The organism is Salinispora goodfellowii, assembly GCF_059570675.1.
This window is the reverse complement of sequence record NZ_JCANTD010000003.1, coordinates 106884-126769: the sequence shown is the minus strand read 5'-3', so window position 1 is coordinate 126769 and position 19886 is coordinate 106884. Positions and strand designations below refer to the sequence as shown.

The window sequence follows — 19886 nt, the reverse complement described above, 5'->3', positions numbered from 1 at the left end:
TCAGCGCTCCTCCTCGGTGAGGGCGTCGAACTCCGCCAGTTCCTCGTCGGTCAGGTACTTGGCCAACTCCGCGCGGTCGAAGAGCGCGAACAGCTCCGGCCGCATCCGCGGTAGCGGCTTGCGGTCCAGGTGCACGATGTCGCCCTCCAGGGAGCAGACCTGATTGACCCGTCGCCAGGCCGGGTCCATCGTCGGATGATCCTCCCGGGTGTGGCCGCCCCGCGACTCCCGCCGCTCCAGCGCTGCCTTCGCGGTGCACTCGGAGACCACCAGCATGTTGCGGAGATCCAGGGCGAGGTGCCAGCCCGGGTTGTAGCGCCGGCCGCCCGCCGCGCTCACCTTGGCCACTCGTTCGCGAAGCTCGCCGAGTCGGGCCAGCGCGTCAACCAGCTCGCCCTCCCGGCGAATGATGCCGACCAGGTCGCCCATCACCGCCTGGAGGTCCTGCTGCAGGACGTACGGGCTCTCGCCGGTGTCCCGCTGCAGCGGGGCCAGGGCCGTCTCCACCGCAATCTCTACCGCCGGCACCGGGACCCGGGGCCGGGAGGCCAACCCGTCGGCGTACGAGGCGGCGTGTCCGCCCGCCCGCTTGCCGAAGACCAGCAGATCCGACAGGGAGTTACCGCCGAGCCGGTTGGAGCCGTGCATGCCGCCGGAGACCTCACCGGCGGCGAACAGTCCACGGACGTGGCCGAACGCGGCACCGGAGTCGGGGTCCACCTCCACCCCACCCATCACGTAGTGACAGGTCGGCCCGACCTCCATCGGCTCCCGGGTGATGTCGACGTCGGCCAGCTCCTTGAACTGGTGGTACATCGACGGGAGGCGACGGCGAATCTCCTCCGCCGGCAGTCGGGAGGCGATGTCCAGGTAGACGCCGCCAGCAGGGGTGCCCCGCCCCGCCTTGACCTCGCTGTTGATGGCCCGGGCCACCTCGTCGCGCGGCAGCAGCTCCGGTGGACGCCGGTTGTTGTCCGGGTCCTCGTACCAGCGGTCCGCCTCGGCCTCAGTGTCGGCGTACTGCTTTCGGAACACATCCGGCACGTAGTCGAACATGAACCGTTTGCCCTCGGAGTTCTTCAGGACCCCGCCGTCGCCGCGGACCGACTCGGTGACCAGGATTCCCTTCACCGAGGGCGGCCAGACCATGCCGGTCGGGTGGAACTGGAGAAACTCCATGTTGATCAGCGTCGCCCCGGCGCGCAGCGCCAGCGCGTGACCGTCCCCGGTGTACTCCCAGGAGTTCGAGGTGACCTTGTACGAGCGGCCGACCCCGCCGGTGGCCAGCACCACGGCCGGCGCCTCGAAGAGAATGAACTCGCCCGACTCCCGGTAGTAGCCGAAGGCCCCGGCGACCCGGTCGCCGTCGAGCAGCAGCTCGGTGATGGTGGTCTCGGAGAAGACCCGGATCCGGGCGTCGTAGGAGCCGTGCTCGCGCCGATCTTCCTGCTGCAGGGAGACGATCTTCTGCTGGAGGGTGCGGATCAGCTCCAGGCCGGTGCGGTCGCCCACGTGCGCGAGGCGCGGGTACTCGTGCCCGCCGAAGTTGCGCTGGGAGATCCTCCCGTCCTTCGTCCGGTCGAAGAGCGCGCCGTAGGTCTCCAGCTCCCAGATCCGCTGCGGCGACTCCTTCGCGTGTAGCTCGGCCATGCGGAAGTTGTTCAGGAACTTGCCGCCGCGCATGGTGTCGCGGAAGTGCACCTGCCAGCTGTCCCGGCTGTTCACGTTCCCCATCGCGGCGGCGGCGCCGCCCTCGGCCATCACCGTGTGCGCCTTGCCGAAGAGTGACTTCGAGATGATCGCGGTCTTCTTGCCGGCCAGCCGGGCCTCGATCGCCGCCCGCAGCCCGGCGCCGCCGGCCCCGATCACGACGACGTCGTAGTGGTGTCGTTCGATTCGCGTGGTAGTGGTCATGTCGGGGCCCTCTAGTTGATGAACCGCAGGTCGGTGAACCAGCCGGCGGATACGGCCATGATGTAGAAGTCGGTGAAGAGCACCGTGAACAGCGACACCATGGCGAACGTGCCGTGCCGGACGTTCAGCTTCGAGACCAACGTCCAGAAGCGGTACCGCACCGGGTTCCGGGAGAAGTGCTTCAGTCGTCCGCCCATCACGTGCCGGCAGGCGTGGCAGGAGAGCGTGTAGCCGGCGAGCGCGACGATGTTGACCAGGATGATCAGCGAGCCCAGGCCGACCCCGAAAGCCCCGTCCGGCCCGCGGAACGCGAGGAACGCGTCGTAGATGTTGATCAGCAGGACCACGAAGGCCAGGTAGAAGAAGTACCGGTGCCAGTTCATGACGAACAGCGGGAACCGGGTCTCCCCGGTGTACTTCTGGTGCGGCTCGGTCACCGCGCAGGCCGGCGGGGACGCCCACAACGAACGGTAGCCCGCCTTGCGGTAGTAGTAGCAGGTCACCCGGAACCCGGCGACGATCGGGAAGGCGACGATGCCGAGTGGGAGGAAGAAGGGGAACTCCCCGAACGGGGTGCCGAAGTGCGATGAGCCGGGTACGCACGAGTCGGTCAGGCACGGCGAGTACAGCGGCGTGAGGTAGTGGTAGTCCTCCACGTAGTACCACTTCGCCATGAAGACGCGGATCGTCGAGTAGACGATGAAGAAGAGCAGGATTGCGGCGATGCCGACGGGCTGCACCCACCAGCGGTCGGTACGCAACGTTCTCGCCGCGATGGCGGCACGCGGACGCGCGCCCGGCCCTCCCGGCCTCGTTGCCGTTGATGTCATTCGAGTCGTCTCCCTGACGGGGCCCGGATGGGCGGCGGATCAAGTTCGGTAGGCAACCAGGCCGCACCCGCTTGCCAACGTCATGCGCACACCAACGACCGCGCCGGAGAAACGGCGCAGCTAAGTGACACACGTTACGCCGATCTTCGCGAGCCGTCCGCGCAAGGCAGTGTCCCGTGTGTCCCCGTTCTTGAAAAGGCCTGCCGGTGTATCGATGCCCACCCGTTCGTTCGACGGCGCTGATCAGCCGCGTTGACCGCGGCCACCGGTGGTCGCCGATTAGCCGGCGGCCCCGCCGGTGAAGTTCCAGGCGGCGAGGCGCAGCGCCGGCGCCTCCCACCACACCCCGTCCACCCGGTCTGGCTGGCGGGCCAGGGTGTGCCCGACATCGAGTACCGCCCCGGGACCGAGCGCGCGCGGGTAGGACTCGGTGAACCGGAGGTCGCGTACCGCCCGAGTCACCACGCCCTCCTCCACCAGCCACACCCCGTTGCGGGTGAGGCCCGTGATGACCAGGCTCTTTGGGTCGAGTACCCGGGTGTACCAGAAGTCGCTGACCAGCAGGCCACGGCGGACACCGGCGAGCAGCGCGGCGGTGTCCGGGGCAACGACCGCTGCGGTGCGGGCGTCGCCGGACCCGGGTTGCCGCACCGCCTCGGTCGAGGTGGCGGTGAGGCGCAGGTTGCGGGGGACCGGGCCCCAGGCGGCGCCGCCGGGGACGGCGTGCCCGGTGGAGGTGGCACCGGCCAGGGCCGCGGTGCGTCGATCGTGCGCGACGGCAGCGGTGACGCCCGCGTCTACCAGGGTCAACGCCGCCCGCCGAGTGCCCTCCACGTCGAACGGCGGACCGGACCGGTCGAGTGGGTCGTCCACCAGGGTCACCATCGAGTCGAACTGGGCCGTGCCCGGCTCGGCGAAGGCTTGACCCTCGTGGTGCCGCTTGCCGTTGAAGCCGTAGGAGGAGAGGTTCTGGAGCAGGTCGGCGACGGCGGCCGGCTCCAGCAGCACCTCGTACCGGCCGGGCGGCAGCTCGACGGGGTCGGTCGCCGCCCGCGCCTTGCCGGCGGCACGGGCGCCGAGGACGGAGCCGTCCAGGTCGGCCAGGCGGTCGGCGGCCAGCCGGGCCACCCCGTCCGCGCCACCGGTGCGGGCGATGCCGTCCATCGCCGCCTCGGCGGTCTGGCCCCGGACCGAGTGACCGGCCGAGTTGGCGAACGCCGACGAGCGGTGCGCCGTGCGGCAGTAGCCGGCCGTCTCCAGCCCGTCGGCCGCCGCCACGAAGGCGCGGACCCGATCGGCCCGCTCACCCGGCTCCGCGTAGGCGGTCGCCTCGTCCACCGGGGGGCCGGGCGGAATCGGGGTAGGTGGGGCGAGCCCCGGCCAGGCCGGGTCGAGTGGGCCGAGTCGTACCGCCGCCAGGGTGCGCTCGACGAGTTCCCGCAGCCCATCCGGGGTGCCGACGCTGCCACTGCTGGCGACGGTCCGCCCGGCGAGGTGCAGCCGCAGCCGTACGGTGTGGTGGGTTTCGCCGACGTTCTGGTGGATGAACGAGTTGGCGAACCGGGTCAGCGCCAGCTCGGCCCGGGTCACCGTGGCCTCGGCCGACGCGGTCGGTCCGGCCAGCCGGTGGACCAGCTCGATCACCTGGCCCGCCAGGTCCAGCTCGGACCCCGGCCGGATCGTCGCCCTCACGCGCGAACCCCCACCCGGGTGCCACGGAAGCGGGCGGGTGCGGCCGGATGGCCGGTGTGCCCCACCTGCCCTGGTTGGCCCTTGCCGCAGTTGGGCGTGCCCCAGGCGACCGTCTCGCCGGAGAGCATGTCCATCGAGCGCCAGAAGAGCGGGCTGATTCCGGTGTACGTGGGATTGCGCAGCATCCGTCCCCGCTTTCCCTTCCTGATCTCCCAGCCGACCTCGCAGCCAAACTGGAAGTTGAGCCGTTTGTCGTCGATGGACCAGGACCGGTTGATGTCCATCAACACCCCCTCGTCGGTGGCGGCGATGATCTCGTCCAGGCTGTGTGGACCGGGCTCCAGCCCGACATTGGTCATCCGCACCATCGGCAGCCGGGCCCAGCCGTCCGCCCGGACGCTGCCGCCGTGGTCCAGGCCCGCGACGGCGGCCGAGTCACGGCCCGCGAGCACGCCCACCCAGCGCCCCTCCCGGACGGCGTCCCGGCGGACCGCCGGGGAACCCTCGTCGTCGTAGCCGAAGCTGCCCAGCGCCCCGGGGAGCGTCGGGTCGACAGTGATGGTCATCAGCTCCGAGCCGTACCGCAGCGAGCCGAGCCGGGCCAGGTCCAGCCAGGAGGTACCGGCGAAGGCCGCCTCCCAGCCGAGGATCCGGTCCAGTTCGATGGCGTGCCCGACCGACTCGTGGATCTGGAGGGCGAGCTGCTCGCCACCGAGGATCAGGTCGGTCTCGCCGGCGGGGCAGGGCGGTGCGGTGAGCAGCGCCCGGGACTCCTCGGCCATTCGTGCCGCGTGCGCGGTCAGGTCGAGCGAGTCGACCAGTTCCCACCCGCTGGTGCCGTACTGGCCCCGGTAGCTCGGGTACGACCGGCGCTGGGTCTCGCCGACGCCGATCGAGGTGGCCGAGATGCCCCCGCCGCACTCGCGGATGCGCTGGTCGATCCGGTGGCCCTCACTGGAGACGAACCACTTCGCCGTGTCCCAGATCTGGTAGAGGCCCTCGGCGAGGTCGGCGCCGTGCTCGGCCATCAGCCGGGTCGCCTCGACCAGCAGGTCACCCTTGGTCGACAGCGGCACGCCGAGCGGATCCACCACGCAGGTCGAGGCCCAGCTCGCGGTGACCGGCTCGGCCGGGATCGGATCGATCGGTGGGCCCGGAACGCGGGCACTGGCCGCGGCGGTCCGCGCTGCCCGCCGGCCGGCGTCGCGGGCGGCGCGGGCGGACAGGTCGGGGACGGCGTGGAAGCCCCAGCTCGACCCGACCAGCGCCCGGACCCCCAGCCCGACGCTCTCGTCCTGGGTCAGCTCCTCGATGTCGCCGTTGCGGGCCGTCATGGACTCGTAGCGCCGATGCATCACCCGGGCATCCGCGTACCGGGCACCCGCGTCGAGGGCGGCTTGGACAGCGGCGGAGGCCGCATCGAACTCGGTCATAGCTCGACCCTAGGGCAGCAGGCCGTACTCGTCCGGTTGCGTGGTGCCGTCCCCGTCGCGTTCCGGCAGCCGGATCAGCTGACCGCTGGACCGACCCGCCGTCGGTACGCGCCCGGCGTGAGACCGAGGACCGACCGGAATTCGTTGGCGAGGTGGGCGTGGTCGCTGTAGCCGAGGTCAACGGCGACATCGGCCATGGTTGTCTCCGGATCATCCCGCAGGCGTTGGGCGGCTTCCTGTAGCCGGCGGCGGCGGATCATCGCTGCCGGTGGCAACCCGACGAACCGGGCCGCGAGCCGCTGCACCGATCGGGCGGACAGACGTAGGTGGCGGGCGACATCCTCGACTGTGCGCACCGCCGGTTCGGTGTCGATGACATCCGCCATCTTGTTCGCCAACAGCGCCTCGTGCTGCGGAGGGGGCACCGTACCGGAAAGCCATTCCGTGAACGCGTCCACGGCCTGCCGGTGCCGGGTGGGTGGATCGTCCGGCCCGAGCATCGCTCGCCCCACCCGCTCCCGCAGGACCGGTAGGTCCAGGAGTTGGTACCGATCCCGTAGCACCGCCGGTGCGGTGGCGAAGTGGGGCACCGCCGCTGGCCGGAGGAGGGCTCCGACCGCCCAGCCGGTGCCGGTGAGTTCGCGGTACGAGCTGCCGGTCGTTGGTCCGGCGAGGCCGACCGTGGCTGGTTCGACCACGAGATTGCAGGCGGGAAAGGCGATCAGTTGCTGTCGGGAGGTCTGCCCGGCCGGGAGACGCCACTCCGGAATCCAGAACCAGCGCACCAGCTGGGCTACCGAATCTGGTGCCGGAAGCCGGGCGAACGTGGGAAGCCGCGCCGGATAGAGGACACCCCGCTGGTTCGCCGTACCCGGCTCGGATTTCTGTCGCGAATCTTCAAGCCGGTGCACGCTGCGCCACGTTGACACCGTCGTCGAACGGGCCCAGGCGGCCGGCGCGGTCATCCGGGAAGCTCCGTCCACCTTCGTCTCGGGTGACCGCTACGCCAGCATCCGGGACCCGTTCGGCGTACGGTGGTCGGTCCTGACCCGGGTGGAGGATCTCTCCGAGGAGGAGAGCGCGCGCCGCGTCGCCGACTGGGCCCGGCAACAGGCCGGGTGACCGGAGCGGGCAACGGGTCTCGCAGTGCGGGGTTGACCCGGGTTCCCCGGGCCCGGCGGGGACGACCCTCACTCCAGGTGGGTCCGGAGGAAGTCCAGTTCAAGCCGCAACAGATGTTCTGCGACGCCGCCGGCGGCCATGTGGGTCGCGCCGGTGAGCGGCAGCACCGAATGCGGGTGCCCGTTGGCCACCAGGGCGGCCGACAGCCGCAGGGTGTGCGCCGCCACCACGTTGTCGTCGGCCAGCCCGTGCACCAGCAGCAGCGGCCGGGCCTGCTCCGTGGCGGCGGCCAGCTCCACCAGGGAATGGTGGGCGTACACGTCCGTCCCGTCCTCGGGCAGGCCCAGGTAGCGTTCGGTGTAGGCGGTGTCGTACAGACTCCAGTCGGTCACCGGCGCCCCGGCGATCCCGCACCGGAACAGCTCCGGGCGGCGCAGCACCGCCAGCGCCGCCAGCCAGCCGCCGAACGACCAGCCCCGCACCGCCACCCGGCCGAGGTCCAGGTCCGGATGTTTGTCGGCGAGCGCGGTGAGCCCGTCCACCTGATCGGTGAGGACCATGTCCGCCAACCGCCGGTGGATCGCCTTCTCGAACGACGGCGCGACGCCCGGCGTACCCCGGTTGTCGATCACGACCACCGCGAACCCGGCGTCGGCCCACCACTGCCGCTCCAACCACGCCGACCGCGCCGCCAGCACTTCCTGGTGACCGGGGCCGCCGTACACGTCCAGCAGCACCGGCAGCCGGCGGCCGGAGACGTGGTTCTCCGGGTAGAGCACCGCGGCCGGCAGCCGCCGGTCGGTCACCCGTTCCAACAACGGCAGCGGAGCGTACGGCGGGGCCGCTGCGAACGACCGTAGCGTCGCCACCTCCCGGTCGCCGCGCCAAACCGTCCAGCGTAGACCCGGGTGGTCCAGGGAGGCGCTGCCCACCACCAACACGTCCCCGCCGACGACACCGACGTGCCAGCCGGAGTCCGGGGTGATCCGGCGGACGTCCATACCGCCGCCGACCGTGGTGCGGACCCGGAACAGGTGCTGCTCGCTCGGCTCGCCCTCGGCCGCCTCCACCAGCAGGTCGGCCGCTCCGGTGCCGGAGCGGGCCGGGAGCCGACCCACCACCCGGCGCACGTAGAGCGACGGCGGCGTGAGTAGCGTCCCGTCGGCGAAGAGGCAACGTGCGTCGTAGCCGTCGTGGGCCAGTTCCCCGCCGACCAGCACCCGGCCGTCCGGCAGGTGGGCGGGAGTGCCGGGGACCGGCTCCACCCAGCGCGGGTCGGCCAGCTCGGCGTGTACCTGGGTCTCCCCGGTGCGTGGGTCCACCGCGAGCACCAGTCCGTGCTGTTGGGAGCGGCGCAGCACGGTGATCAGCGGCCCGCCGTCGGCCCAGTGCACGGCGGTCAGGTACGGGTAGGTCTCCCGGTCCCAGTGCACGTCGACCCAGCCGTCGTCGAGATCTAGCAGGTGCAGGCTGACCTCGGCGTTGGGTCCGCCCGCCCGGGGGTAGGCGACGGTGGTCGGTGCGGTCGCCGGCTCGGCCGGATCATGCAGGTGCCATCGGCCCAGTCGGGACTCGTCTACCCGGGCGGCGAGCACCGAGCGGCCGTCCGGCGCCCACCAGTAGCCCCGGAACCGGTTGAACTCCTCCGCCGCGACGTGCTCGGCCAGCCCCCAGCTGACCCCCGAGTCCTCGCCGGCGAGCATGGTGTCGGTGCCGTCGTGCTCGACCACCCGAAGCTCCCCCCGGCGGACCCCGGCCGCGGCGTCGGTCACGTACGCCAGCCGCTGCCCGGTCGGGTCGGGGCGGGGATCGAGCACCGGGCCGGCGGCGGCCACCTCGACCACGTCCCCGTGGATCAGGTCGGCCCGGAAGAGTCGGCCACCGAGAGCGAAGATCGCCACCCGGCCGGCCGCGTCGAGGGCGTATGAGCCGATGCCGGCGGCGCTCAGCCGCTGCCGCTCCCGCAGCGTGCGCTCTCCCGGGCTGAGCTGGTCGTCGGCATCCTCCGACCGGAGCGCCGCCGGATCGGCGACGAGCCGCTCCTGCCCGGTGTCGACGTCGAGGAGCCAGAGCGCCTCGGTGGGATCCGTCGGCCCGCCGGAACGAAGGAAGAGCACCCGGGAGCCGTCGTCGGCCACCGAGATCGCCCGCGGCGCTCCGTGGCGGAACCGACGGGTCCGTGCGGCCAGCTCCGGAAAGTCCACACGTCGGATCGTAGGGCGGTGCTGTGGGCGATGTGGCGGACCTGCCCGGACGCATCCGGGTCGGCTGCGAGAACCGCCGGATAGAGTGACGGATGTGACGACACTGCCCGATCGCCGGCTCCTGCTGGTCCATGCGCATCCCGACGACGAAGCCATCGGCACTGGCGCGACGATGGCCCACTACGCGGCCACCGGCGCCCACGTCACGCTGGTCACCTGCACCCTGGGTGAGGAGGGTGAGGTGCACGTGCCGGAGCTGGCGCAGCTCGCCGCGGCCGAAGCTGACCAGCTCGGCGGCTATCGGATCGGGGAGCTGGCGGCGGCCTGCCGCGCGCTCGGGGTCACCGACCACCGGTTCCTCGGCGGCGCCGGCCGCTATCGCGACTCCGGGATGATGGGCCTGGCCACCAACGAGGACCCGCGCGCCTTCTGGCAGGCCGATCTCGAGGTGGCCGCCGGGCAGCTGGTAGAGCTCATGCGGGAGCTTCGGCCCCAGGTCATGGTCACCTATGACGACAACGGGTTCTACGGCCATCCGGATCACATCCAGGCCCACCGGGTGGCGATGCGGGCACACGAGTTGGCCGCCGCCGAAGGGTTCGCTCCGGCGAAGGTCTACTGGACGGCGATGCCGCGCAGCGTGCTGGAGGCCGGAATGACCCACTTCGCCGGCTCGTCGGACAACCCGTTCGCGGGTATCCAGGAGGCCGTGGAGTTGCCGTTCTGCACGCCGGACGAGCGCATCGCCGCCCGGATCGACGCGAGCGGGCAGCACGCCGCGAAGGAGGCGGCGATGCGCGCGCACGCCACCCAGATTCCGGACAACTCCTGGCTGTACTCGATCGCCGGCAATTTCGGCAGCGAGTTCATGGGGATGGAGTACTACACCCTCGCCAGCGGTGACAAGGGCCCCGGCTTCGGCCCGTACGGGTGGGAGGACGACCTCTTCGCCGGGCTGCCGGTCGGGGCGGGCTCGGACGACCGGGCTTCGGTCGGGGAGGGCTCGGACGACCGGGCTTCGGTCGGGGAGGGCTCGGCCCGGGCGCTCGCCGACGGCGTCAACCGGGCCCCGGTCGGCGCGACCGGTCAGTGGTGAGTCTTCCCGCCATGCCGGTGTCGGTGCTGCCCGACGAGAGCGCTCCGCCGCCGGCCCGGGGCAACGCCCGGCTGGCCAGCCGGGCGTTGCGGTTCACCGGTGGCGTGGTGGCCGTCGCCGGCGGGGCCCTCAGCGCGGTGCTGGAGCTCCTGCTCGCCCCGCTGCGGGTCGGCGACCATCTGATCGGTGTGACCGTGCTAGTCGCGGTCGGGTTGAACGTGGCCCTGAGCTGGTTCGCCCTGGCTACTGTCGGACGCCGGTGGGCGGTGGCGCTGCCCGCCGTGCCGTGGTTCTTCCTGGTCGCAGTCGCCGGAATCCGGACCTCGGAGGGGGACGTGCTGCTGGCCGGCACCTGGGTGGACCTGCTGCTCGTCGTGGCCGGCGCAATGACCTTCGCGGTGCTGGGGTTCCGGCAGATCCTGGCTGCCCCGCCGACTGGCCGGCCCGGGGCCTGACGGCACCCGTCCTCCGGTGGTAGACATTCCTGCCAGGACGACCCGTACGAGTGGTGGCGGGCGGTGTGGCGGGAGGGTGCGATGAGGCAGCGGTGGCGGATGGCCGGAGGGCTGGCGGGCGCGCTGTTCGTAGTGAACATGGTCGCTCGGTTGATTATTTGGTTGGGTTTCGACGATACGGACCCGACCGCGGCTGATCGGGTGTCCCTCGGGATGTTCGTGGTGATCGGGGTGGGTCTGGCCGCGGTCACTTTCGTCTGGAGCCGACGCCGGCCCGCCGCCGAGTGGGGGGCGGACACCGCCGCCGCGGTCGGCGTCGCGCTGGCGCTGACCATACTGGTCGGGCCGCTGCTGGTGGGGAAGAACCCGTTTGGTGACGGTGCGGGGACCTTCTTCGCGCAGATCTGGCTCTATGCCGCGGTCGCCGGGGTCGGGGTAGTGCTGGGCTATCTGCTGGCCGTCGCGCTCGGCCTGGACCACCGTTCCCAGGCATTGAAGCGGTACGCCGAGTCGAAGGCGGCGAAGCCGCAGAAGCCGGTCCGCCGCTGACCCGGGTCAGTCGGCTGGTGCGGTTCGGGTCCGGTAGGTGTGATGGGTGCTGAAGCCGAGCGCTCGATAGAGCGGCACCGCTTCGGCATTGCCCGATTCGACCTGGAGGAAGGCGTTCGTCGCGCCGACCGCCGTACCCCACTCGGCCAAGGCGCGGACCACCTGCCGGGCCAGCCCTTGCCGGCGTGCCTCGGGTGCCACCTCGATCAGGCTGAGGCCCAGCCAGCGGCCCGCCCCGGTGACAGTTCCCCGGCCGGTGGCGACCAGCCGGCCGGCAACGCGTACCTGGGCGAAGCGGATCTGGGGCACGGCGGTGAGCACGTGCCGGGCAGCGGCCGACAGGTCGCCCTTGCGGTTGGCGGCGACCGCCAGCCAGTCCGTCGACGGCGCGGCGGTCAGCTCGACCGGCGGTGCGTCGGCGATGTCGGGTCGGGTGGCCGGCAGTGCGGCCAGCGGTGCCGTCTGGACGAGCACCGGCGAGCCGCCGCGCCAACCCCGGGCGTCGAGCTCCGCGCTGACCGGCGCGGCGAGCGGAAGCGGCGTGTTGATCAGGGCGGGTCGACCGACGTCGGCGTACCAGCGTTGCACCGCGTCGATCGCGGCGGGCAGCGACCGGTCCGGGTCGCCGACGGGCAACGCCGAATTGGCGCGGCCGGTCCAGCCGCCGGCGCTGCGCAGCAGCCAGCCGCCCAGCTGGGCCCGGGTCGGTGCGGGCCAGGCCGCGTCGGCCGCGTGCTCCAGCGCCGCCACCGCGGCAGCTGCCGGCCGGCGGGAGGGGGGTACTCGTCGCGCTCGGTGGACCTCGGCCCTCGGCACCTCGAGCCGACCCTGCGCGGTGACGAGGGTGAGATGGCTCTCGCTCAGCTCGGTCAACTCGCCGAGGGCATCGGAGAAGCGGGGCCGGCCTGCGCGAATCCCCACAATTCGGCGGACCACCACCCGCTGTCCCACATCCTCTGGTTGGAGCACGATCGACCTCCTCCCCGACGAGATACTAGGCTCATACCCGTCGCGGATGATCGCGACGTGTCTGCGGAGGAGAAGATCGGTGACCTACATCATCGCCGAGCCGTGCGTGGATGTGCTCGACAAGGCATGTATCGAGGAGTGCCCGGTCGACTGCATCTACGAGGGCAACCGGATGCTCTACATCCACCCCGATGAGTGCGTCGACTGTGGTGCCTGTGAGCCGGTGTGCCCGGTCGAGGCGATCTTCTACGAGGACGACGTGCCGGAGCAGTGGAAGGACTACACCGCGGCCAACTACGAGTTCTTCGAGGATCTGGGTTCGCCCGGCGGGGCCTCGAAGATCGGCAAGGTGGAGAAGGATGCCACCTTCGTCGCGGCGCAGGCGCCGCGTGGAGAGGCGAACTGAACCGGCCCACGCCGGTCTCGGCTCGGCTGCCGGAGTTCACCTGGGACGCCCTGGAGGCCGCGGCCGCTCTGGCCGCGGCGCACCCGGGGGGCCTGATCAACCTCTCCATCGGTACGCCGGTTGACCCGGTGCCGCCGTCGATCCGGCAGGCGCTGGCCGACGCCTCGGACGCCCCCGGGTATCCGCTGACCGCCGGCTCGCCGGCGCTGCGGGCCGCGATGGCGGCCTGGGCGGCGCGGGCCTGCGGTGCCGACCCGGAAGGGCTCGGCGTGCTTCCGGTGGTCGGGTCGAAGGAACTGGTCGCCTGGTTGCCCACGCTGCTCGGGATCGGATCGCAGGACGTGGTCGTGGTGCCGTCGGTGGCGTACCCGACCTACGAGGACGGGGCTCGGCTCGCCGGGGCGACCGTCGTGCGGGCTGATTCGTTGACCGCCCTCGGTCCGACCCCCCGGGTCCGCCTCGTCTGGGTGAACTCGCCGGGGAACCCGACGGGGCGGGTACTGCCCGCACCCCACCTGCGCAAGGTGGTCGACTGGGCCCGGGAGCGCGGTGCGGTCGTCGCCAGTGACGAGTGTTACCTGCCGCTGGGCTGGGAGGCCGAGCCGGTCTCGGTGCTGTCGCCGCAGGTCTGCGGCGATTCGTACGACAGCGTCCTGGCGGTGCACTCGCTCTCCAAGCGGTCCAACCTCGCCGGCTACCGGGCTGGCTTCGTCGCCGGTGACCCGGCGCTCGTCGCCGAGCTGCTCAAGGTACGCAAGCACGCCGGGATGATCATGCCAGCGCCGGTGCAGGCCGCGATGGTGACCGCCCTTGCGGACGAGCGGGACGCCACCGAGCAGCGGGAGCGCTACCGGGCTCGGCGGGCCGTGCTGCGCGCCGCGTTCACCGCCGCCGGGTTCACCGTCGAGCACTCGGAAGCCGGCCTCTATCTCTGGCTGACCCGGGACGAGGACTGCTGGGCCACGGTCGACTGGCTGGCCCGACGGGGCATCCTGGTGGCGGCGGGCGCCCTCTACGGGCCCACCGGCGCTCGACATGTCCGCGTGGCGCTGACCGCGTCCGACCTGCACGTGGCGGCGGTCGCCGACCGGTTGGCCGGCTGAGAGCGGCGGGTGCGACCGTGACCGATGCTGGGAGCACGGCGGCCGGCGCGGCGTACCGCGGGGTCCGGGCAGCGGTCGTGGGGACCGGTCTGATCGGGGGGTCCATTCTGCTTCGGCTCCGCGACGCGGGGCTGGACGTCACCGGCTGGGACCCGGACCCAACGACCCGGGGCCAGGCGCGTGAGCGGGGAGTGCCGGTCCCGGAGACCATCGAGGCGGCGGTCGCCGGACGGGAGCTGGTATTCCTGTGTGGGCCGCTACCGACCCTGCCGGCCACCCTGTCGACTGTCGCCACGGCCAGCGGGCCCGACTGCGTCCTCACCGACGTGGGTAGTACCAAGGCCGAGGTGGCCGCGGCAGCGGCCCGGCTCGGTCTGCGGCACCGGTTCGTGCCGGGGCACCCGATGGCGGGCGCCGAGTTCGCCGGGCTCGCGGCGGCCGGGCCGACGCTCCTCGACGGCGCCGCGTGGGTGCTCTGTCCGGGGCCGGCGACGGCCCCGTTCCGCTGGCTCACCGGGCTACTCCTGGCGGTGTTCGGGGCTCGGGTGGTGCCGCTGGCCGCGGCCGAGCACGACCGGGCCGCCGCCCTCGCGTCGCACGTGCCGCACCTGCTCGCCGGGGCGCTGGCCGGGGCGAGCGGTCGGGCAGCCGCACCGGATGCCGTTCTCGCCCTCGCCGCCGGCAGCTTCCGCGACGGCACCCGGGTCGCGGCCACCCCGGCGGTACGGACGGCCAGCCTGCTGCTCGGCAACCGGGACGAGGTGCTGCGGGAGCTGACCGGGGTGCGGGCCTACCTGGATGAGCTGGCCGAGGCCCTGCGCTCCGGAGACCGGGAGCGGCTCACCGCGCGCTACGACGAGGCGGGGGCGACCCGACGACTGCTGTCCGACCGGGCGTACACCACCCAGGTCCGGGAATTCCCGGTCGGCGGGGACCACACCGCGGAGGTCGGCTGGCTTCGGAAGGTCGGCGCGGCCGGTGGCTATCTGGGTGGCTGCCAGGTGCGCGCCGGCCAGGTCCGCTACACCGCGGGACTGCCGCGGCCCGACGGGCCTGCCGGCGCGGTTGACCGCCGCTAGGGTGTGTACATGGTGGCTGGACCGGTGGTGGCGGTTCGCGGGGAGTCCTTTCGGGAGGTCGCGCCGGAGCGGGCCCGGTTCGCCGTGGCGGTGATGGCCCGGGACCGGGACCGGGAGACCACGCTGAGCCGGCTGGCCGAGCGGGCCGCCGCTGTCCGGGTGCTCCTCGACGGGTGCGGCCCGATGATTGAGCGGCGGGAGACCGGCGAGCTGCGCGTCGCCCCGGAGCTGCGCCGCTCCGGGGAGCGGGTGCGCGCCTATCACGGCCGCGTGCGCACCACCGTCACGGTTACCGACTTCACCACCCTGGGCGAGTTGCTGCTGCGCCTCGCGGACCAGGATCAGGTCGAGGTGTCGGGGCCGTGGTGGTCGCTGCGTCCGGACAGCCCGGTCTACCGTGAGGCCCGACAGGCCGCCATCGCCGACGCGTTGCGGCGGGCCCACGAGTACGCGGAGGCCCTCGGCGCCCGGGTGACCGCGCTGGTCGAGCTCGCCGACGCTGGCGTCGATCGACCATCAGCGTTGGCCGCCATGTCCTACTCGGCTACTGCCGAGCGGGCGCCCGAGCTCGATCTGGACCCGCGACCCCAGTCGGTGCAGGCGGCGGTGCAGGCACGGTTCACGATCAGCGAACCGGTCCTGCGCTGATGGGGCCGGCCCGAGTGGTACCTGTTGCCGAGCTGGTGGCGCGGGCCCGCGCGCTCGCCGATGCCGGCTCCCGCCAGTTGCTGGGCATCGCCGGTGCTCCTGGCGCAGGCAAGTCCACCCTGGCCGCGCAGATCGTCGCCGCCGTCGGGCCGGCGGCCCGGCTGGTGTCGATGGACGGGTTCCACCTTGCGCAGGCCGAGCTAGTCCGGTTGGGCCGGGCGGAGCGGAAGGGCGCCGCGAACACGTTCGACGCCAACGGCTACGTCTCGCTGCTGCGCCGGCTGCGGCGTCCGGAGCCCACCTCGGTCTACGCGCCGGAGTTCCGGCGGGAGCTGGAAGAGCCGGTGGCCGGGGCGGTCGAGGTGCCGCCGGAGGTCCGGCTGGTGGTCACCGAGGGCAACTACCTGCTGCTGCCGGACTGGCCGTGGGAGGAGGTCCGGTCGCTGCTGCACGAGGCGTGGTTTCTGGATCTCGATGCGGAGCAGCGGCTGCGTCGGCTGACGGCGCGGCACGAGGCGTACGGGCGCTCGCCCGCCCAGGCCCGGGCCTGGGCGCACGGCACCGATGAGGTCAACGCTGCGCTGGTGGCGAGCACGGCGCACCGGGCGGATCTGGTGCTGTGCCTCGCCGAGCCACCGCCTGACTGAGTCGCCGTACGGCTGTACCTGCGACTGCGGGACCTGCTGCGCCAAGCCCTCGACCTGGCGTGGCGGGCCGGCCGCTCGCCGCTGTCCCGTAGCTGAGCTGCGAGTCACCGTAGAAGCGGGCCTGTCCGGCGATGGCATCAGCGCTTGTGCCGATTTCCAAGTGTGGATAGAACGTTATCTGCCGGATGCCGGGCCGTGCGCTTGGGAATGCAATTCTGCGCCTTGTCAATGCGACTCCCGTAGATGTAGCGCTCGACGAGGAGGCCCCGTTGTACCGGAGAAGAATTACGGCCGTCATCGGCCTCGTGCTCACGCTGGCGTTGACCGCGCCGACCGCAGCTCCTGCCGCGCCGACCGCAGCTCCCCCAGCTTCCGCCGTGCCGACTGTCGCTTCCGCCGTGCCGACTGTCGCTTCCGCCGCCATGGCGGAAGCCCTGAAGGCCGAGTCCAACCGGTTACCCACCGTTACCTTGATCACCGGGGATCGAGTCACGGTGACCGCCACCGGCAACACCGAGGTACGTCCCGGCCCGGGCCGGAAGGATATGCGCTTCCTGATCGGCCACGGGCGCCGCGGCCAGCTCTCCGTGGTGCCACAGGACGCGGTTGGGCTGATCCAGGCAGATCGGGTTGACCGTCGGCTCTTCGACGTCACCGGGCTGATCGCCGCCGGCTACGACGATGCCCGTCGGGACACGCTGCCGTTGCTCGTGTCGTACCCGGAGGCCCCGGGCAGTCGCAGTGCGGTCGTGCCGGCCGGCGTGCGGGTGACCCGCGACCTGCCGGCGATCAACGGCGCCGCGGTGACCGTCGGCAAGTCCGAAGCCGCCGAGGTCTGGTCCGCTCTCAACGCGGATGCAGCCGAGGTCCGGTTCGGCGCAGAAGAGGGCGTCGAACAGCTCTGGCTCGACGGTCGTCGCACGATCAATCTCGACCACAGCGTCGGCCAGATCGGGGCCCCCGCCGCCTGGTCGGCGGGCCTCACCGGGACGGGGGTGACCGTGGCCGTGCTGGACACCGGCATCGATGCCACCCATCCGGACGTGATCGGCAAGATCGCTGCGGCGCGCAACTTCACCGGGACGCCCGATGCCCGCGACACGGTGGGGCACGGTACCCACGTCGCCTCGACCATCGCCGGCAGCGGTGTCGCGTCCGACGGTCGGTTCAAGGGCGTGGCACCCGACGCGACGCTGCTCGACGCCAAGGTCTGCCAGGACGTCGGCTGCCCCGAGTCGGCCATCCTGGCTGGCATGCAGTGGGCCGCGGTCGACCACCGAGCTGACGTGGTCAACATGAGTCTGGGCGGGCCGGACGGCCCAGAGATCGACCCGCTGGAGGAAGCGGTCGGAGCTCTGACGGCGCAGACCGGCGCGCTCTTCGTGATCTCGGCCGGCAACGCCGGCCGGGACGGCACGGTGGGCTCTCCGGCCAGTACGGACGTCGCCCTGGCTGTCGGCGCGGTCGACCGGGAGGACGAACTCGCCGACTTCAGCAGCCGGGGGCCGCGAGCAGGTGACGACGCGCTGAAGCCCGACATCACCGCCCCCGGGGTCGACATCGTCGCCGCTCGTTCGGCCGAGGGTTTCATCGGTGAACCGGTAGGGGAGCACTACACCCGGCTCTCCGGTACCTCAATGGCCGCCCCGCACGTGGCCGGTGCGGCGGCACTGCTCGCCCAACAGCATCCGGACTGGACGGCGGAGCAGCTCAAGTCGACCCTGATGGCGGCCGCCCGGCCGCATCCGGCGCAGACCGCGTACCAGCAGGGGGCGGGGCGGGTCGACCTGACCCGGGCGATCGAGCAGACGGTGACCAGCGACCCGGTCAGCATCTCCTTCGGCCGGGTCCGCTGGCCACACGACGACGACCAGCCGGTCACCCGTGCCGTCTCCTGGCGCAACTCGGGATCCAGCCCGGTCGCGCTCGATCTCACGGTCGAGGCGGCCGGCCCCGGCGGCCAACCGGCACCCACCGGCATGTTCACGCTCGGTACGGATCAGGTCACCATCCCGGCCGGCGGTCGGGCCGAGACCACCGTCACCGTGGACACCCGGCTGGGCGACGTCGACGGCTACTGGACCGGTCGGGTGGTGGCTCGCGCCGGCGACACCGTGGCGGTCACCCCGTTGGCGGTGAACCGTGAGGTGGAGAGCTACGACCTCACCCTGACCCACCGGGATCGGGCCGGAGCGGCGGCGGAGTACTGGACCAGCCTGGTCGGGCTGGATTCGCTCGGCTTTTGGCCTGCCTACGACGCCGACGGGGCGGTCGAGGTGCGGCTTCCGAAGGGCCGGTACGGGCTGAAGTCGACGATCTTTGAGCCGGCCGGGGAGGGGCCTGTCGGCGTTACCGATCTGGTCGCGCCGGAGTTGGTGATCGACCGTGAACGAGATATCACCGTGGACGCGCGGACCGCGAAGCCGATCCGGGTAACCGTCCCCCGGCGGGACGCGACGCCGGCGGTGGTCGGCATCGGCTCGTCCTTCTACAACACCGACGGCGACTCCGTCAACCTCTCCCTACGGGCGGCCGACTTCGACGACATCACCATCGGTCAGATCGGGAACGGCAGCGTCTCCGACGAGATATTCGTGGCCACCATCAGTAGTCAGTGGGCCGATCTGGAGGCGGCACACAGCCCTTACCTGTACGCGCTCAGTGAGACGATCCCGGGGCGGGTGCCCACCGGCTTCGTCCGGGACTACCGCAAGGGCGACCTCGCCACCGTGCGGCACCGGTTCCACGGTGGCTACGAGGGGATGGCGGCGGAGCGGTACGTCTTGGCCACGCTGGAGCACCCTTTCTTCGGAGCATTCGTCAGGCTGCCCACCACGGTGCCCGGCCAACGGGTCGAGTACTACAACACCAGGGGGGTCCGCTGGAGCGGCGTGATCAATTTTGACGCACCGGACCCGAAGGCGGCGTGGCAGGAGCCGACGGCCTGGCTGACGTCCGAGCCGACAACGTACCGGGCCGGCCAGGTCACCCGGGAAACCTGGAACCAGGCGCCGCACGGGCCGTCCTTCCCCGTGCTGACCGTGGACGACCCGGCGGACGTCGTTCACGTGAGCCGGTTGGGCGACACCATTCACGCCGGTGTCCCGCTCTTCAGCGACGCCGCCGGCCACCGTGGCAACGCTCTGGAAGAGAGCGAGCGGATGCGGTTGTGGCGCGACGGGGAGTTGGTCGGCGAGTCGGAGGTAGCCCGTTTGGGTGAGTTCCCGGTGCCGCCGGCCGAGGCGGACTACCGGCTTACCGTCGAGGCGACTCGCGGCTTCACCGACCTCAGCACCGAGGTGAAGTCCACCTGGACCTTCCGTTCGGAACACGAGGCCGGTCCGGAACCGGTCCGGCTACCGCTGTCGTCGATCCGGTTCAACCCGCCGCTGGCCGCCGACAACAGTGCCCGCGCCGGTCGGCTGCTGCCGATCCCGGTCGAGGTGCGGCGCCAAACCGGTGCGGGCACCGCGACCGTCGCGAAGCTGACCGTTGACGCCTCGTACGACGGCGGGAAGACGTGGCGCAGGGCACCCGTATGGCGTACGGGTGCCGGCTGGACCGCCCTGGTCCGGCACCCCGACGAGGCACCGGGACACGTGTCGCTGCGGGCCAGTGCCCGGGACACCGAGGGGAACACGGTGAGTACGCGAATCCTGCAGGCGTACCGCCTGAGGTGAGCCGTTGGGCGGGTCCGCGGATCTCCCGCGGGTCCGCCCCACGCCGTGCGGGTCAGGCT

At 72.0% G+C, this 19886-nt stretch carries 16 protein-coding genes and 1 pseudogene; 10 read left to right on the top strand and 7 right to left on the bottom strand.

The window, feature by feature from the left end; translation table 11 throughout:
- From T398_RS05345 to T398_RS05325, 5 genes are all read right to left on the bottom strand, one after another.
- Complete coding sequence (locus tag T398_RS05345) at window positions 1–1914, bottom strand: fumarate reductase/succinate dehydrogenase flavoprotein subunit (RefSeq protein WP_496445155.1); 1914 nt, start codon at window positions 1912–1914, stop codon at window positions 1–3.
- A gap of 11 nt (window positions 1915–1925) precedes the next feature.
- A complete protein-coding gene (gene sdhC, locus T398_RS05340) occupies window positions 1926–2744 on the bottom strand; it encodes a succinate dehydrogenase subunit SdhC (RefSeq protein ID WP_496445154.1) in 819 nt (272 codons plus the stop codon).
- A 279-nt stretch (window positions 2745–3023) separates the two neighbouring features.
- Window positions 3024–4436, bottom strand: coding sequence for a TldD/PmbA family protein (locus T398_RS05335; protein ID WP_496445152.1), 1413 nt, complete (start codon window positions 4434–4436; stop codon window positions 3024–3026).
- Entirely contained in the window at window positions 4433–5869 is a 1437-nt protein-coding gene (locus T398_RS05330; protein WP_496445150.1) for a TldD/PmbA family protein, read from the bottom strand. The genes T398_RS05335 and T398_RS05330 overlap by 4 nt, the downstream gene beginning before the upstream one ends.
- 74 nt (window positions 5870–5943) lie before the next feature.
- Window positions 5944–6780: a helix-turn-helix domain-containing protein gene (locus T398_RS05325; protein WP_496445450.1), complete on the bottom strand. Its 837-nt coding sequence runs from the start codon at window positions 6778–6780 to the stop codon at window positions 5944–5946.
- Window positions 6781–6790: 10 nt separating this feature from the next.
- On the opposite strand from T398_RS05325, the pseudogene T398_RS05320 reads away from it, so the two are divergent.
- Window positions 6791–6991 (top strand): annotated as a pseudogene (locus T398_RS05320) (VOC family protein); the annotation flags it as partial.
- A gap of 68 nt (window positions 6992–7059) precedes the next feature.
- Here T398_RS05320 and T398_RS05315 read toward each other — a convergent pair.
- Window positions 7060–9195, bottom strand: a complete 2136-nt coding sequence (locus tag T398_RS05315) for a S9 family peptidase (protein WP_496445148.1) — start codon at window positions 9193–9195, stop codon at window positions 7060–7062.
- Window positions 9196–9280: 85 nt separating this feature from the next.
- Here T398_RS05315 and mshB point away from each other — a divergent pair, with 85 nt between their 5' ends.
- The 3 genes from mshB to T398_RS05300 all read left to right on the top strand — a co-directional run bounded on the left by mshB (window position 9281) and on the right by T398_RS05300 (window position 11295).
- On the top strand, window positions 9281–10291 hold the full coding sequence (gene mshB, locus T398_RS05310; RefSeq protein ID WP_496445146.1) for an N-acetyl-1-D-myo-inositol-2-amino-2-deoxy-alpha-D-glucopyranoside deacetylase: 1011 nt from the start codon (window positions 9281–9283) through the stop codon (window positions 10289–10291).
- 11 nt (window positions 10292–10302) lie between these two features.
- Window positions 10303–10746: a hypothetical protein gene (locus T398_RS05305; protein WP_496445144.1), complete on the top strand. Its 444-nt coding sequence runs from the start codon at window positions 10303–10305 to the stop codon at window positions 10744–10746.
- A gap of 81 nt (window positions 10747–10827) precedes the next feature.
- Entirely contained in the window at window positions 10828–11295 is a 468-nt protein-coding gene (locus T398_RS05300) for a hypothetical protein (protein WP_496445142.1), read from the top strand.
- Between the two features lie 6 nt (window positions 11296–11301).
- On the opposite strand, the gene T398_RS05295 is transcribed toward T398_RS05300, so the two are convergent.
- Entirely contained in the window at window positions 11302–12264 is a 963-nt protein-coding gene (locus T398_RS05295; protein ID WP_496445140.1) for a GNAT family N-acetyltransferase, read from the bottom strand.
- A gap of 79 nt (window positions 12265–12343) precedes the next feature.
- Between T398_RS05295 and fdxA the strand changes: the two genes are divergently transcribed.
- The 6 genes from fdxA (at window position 12344) to T398_RS05265 (ending at window position 19827) form a co-directional block, all read left to right on the top strand.
- Window positions 12344–12670 carry a ferredoxin gene (gene fdxA / locus T398_RS05290; RefSeq protein ID WP_018216902.1) on the top strand — a complete coding sequence of 109 codons (327 nt, stop codon included), beginning with the start codon at window positions 12344–12346 and terminating at the stop codon, window positions 12668–12670.
- Entirely contained in the window at window positions 12667–13773 is a 1107-nt protein-coding gene (gene dapC, locus T398_RS05285) for a succinyldiaminopimelate transaminase (protein WP_496445449.1), read from the top strand. Before fdxA ends, dapC begins: the two co-directional genes overlap by 4 nt.
- Before the next feature lie 17 nt (window positions 13774–13790).
- Window positions 13791–14852 (top strand): prephenate dehydrogenase, encoded by a 1062-nt coding sequence (locus T398_RS05280; protein WP_496445138.1) that lies wholly within the window; start codon window positions 13791–13793, stop codon window positions 14850–14852.
- Window positions 14853–14861: 9 nt separating this feature from the next.
- The gene (locus T398_RS05275; protein WP_496445136.1) at window positions 14862–15500 is read left to right on the top strand and encodes an SIMPL domain-containing protein; all 639 of its coding nucleotides are present in this window, start codon (window positions 14862–14864) and stop codon (window positions 15498–15500) included.
- A complete protein-coding gene (locus T398_RS05270; RefSeq protein WP_496445134.1) occupies window positions 15500–16147 on the top strand; it encodes a nucleoside/nucleotide kinase family protein in 648 nt (215 codons plus the stop codon). Before T398_RS05275 ends, T398_RS05270 begins: the two co-directional genes overlap by 1 nt.
- Window positions 16148–16452: 305 nt before the next feature.
- Window positions 16453–19827 (top strand): S8 family serine peptidase, encoded by a 3375-nt coding sequence (locus T398_RS05265; protein ID WP_496445448.1) that lies wholly within the window; start codon window positions 16453–16455, stop codon window positions 19825–19827.
- Window positions 19828–19886: the final 59 nt, after the last annotated feature.

Excerpts from the sequence above, each read along its gene's own strand:
- T398_RS05345 (WP_496445155.1), bottom strand. The coding sequence starts at position 1,914 with ATGACCACTACCACGCGAATCGAACGACACCACTACGACGTCGTCGTG.
- sdhC (WP_496445154.1), bottom strand. The coding sequence starts at position 2,744 with ATGACATCAACGGCAACGAGGCCGGGAGGGCCGGGCGCGCGTCCGCGT.
- T398_RS05330 (WP_496445150.1), bottom strand. The coding sequence starts at position 5,869 with ATGACCGAGTTCGATGCGGCCTCCGCCGCTGTCCAAGCCGCCCTCGAC.
- T398_RS05305 (WP_496445144.1), top strand. The coding sequence starts at position 10,303 with ATGCCGGTGTCGGTGCTGCCCGACGAGAGCGCTCCGCCGCCGGCCCGG.
- T398_RS05300 (WP_496445142.1), top strand. The coding sequence starts at position 10,828 with ATGAGGCAGCGGTGGCGGATGGCCGGAGGGCTGGCGGGCGCGCTGTTC.
- T398_RS05275 (WP_496445136.1), top strand. The coding sequence starts at position 14,862 with ATGGTGGCTGGACCGGTGGTGGCGGTTCGCGGGGAGTCCTTTCGGGAG.
- T398_RS05270 (WP_496445134.1), top strand. The coding sequence starts at position 15,500 with ATGGGGCCGGCCCGAGTGGTACCTGTTGCCGAGCTGGTGGCGCGGGCC.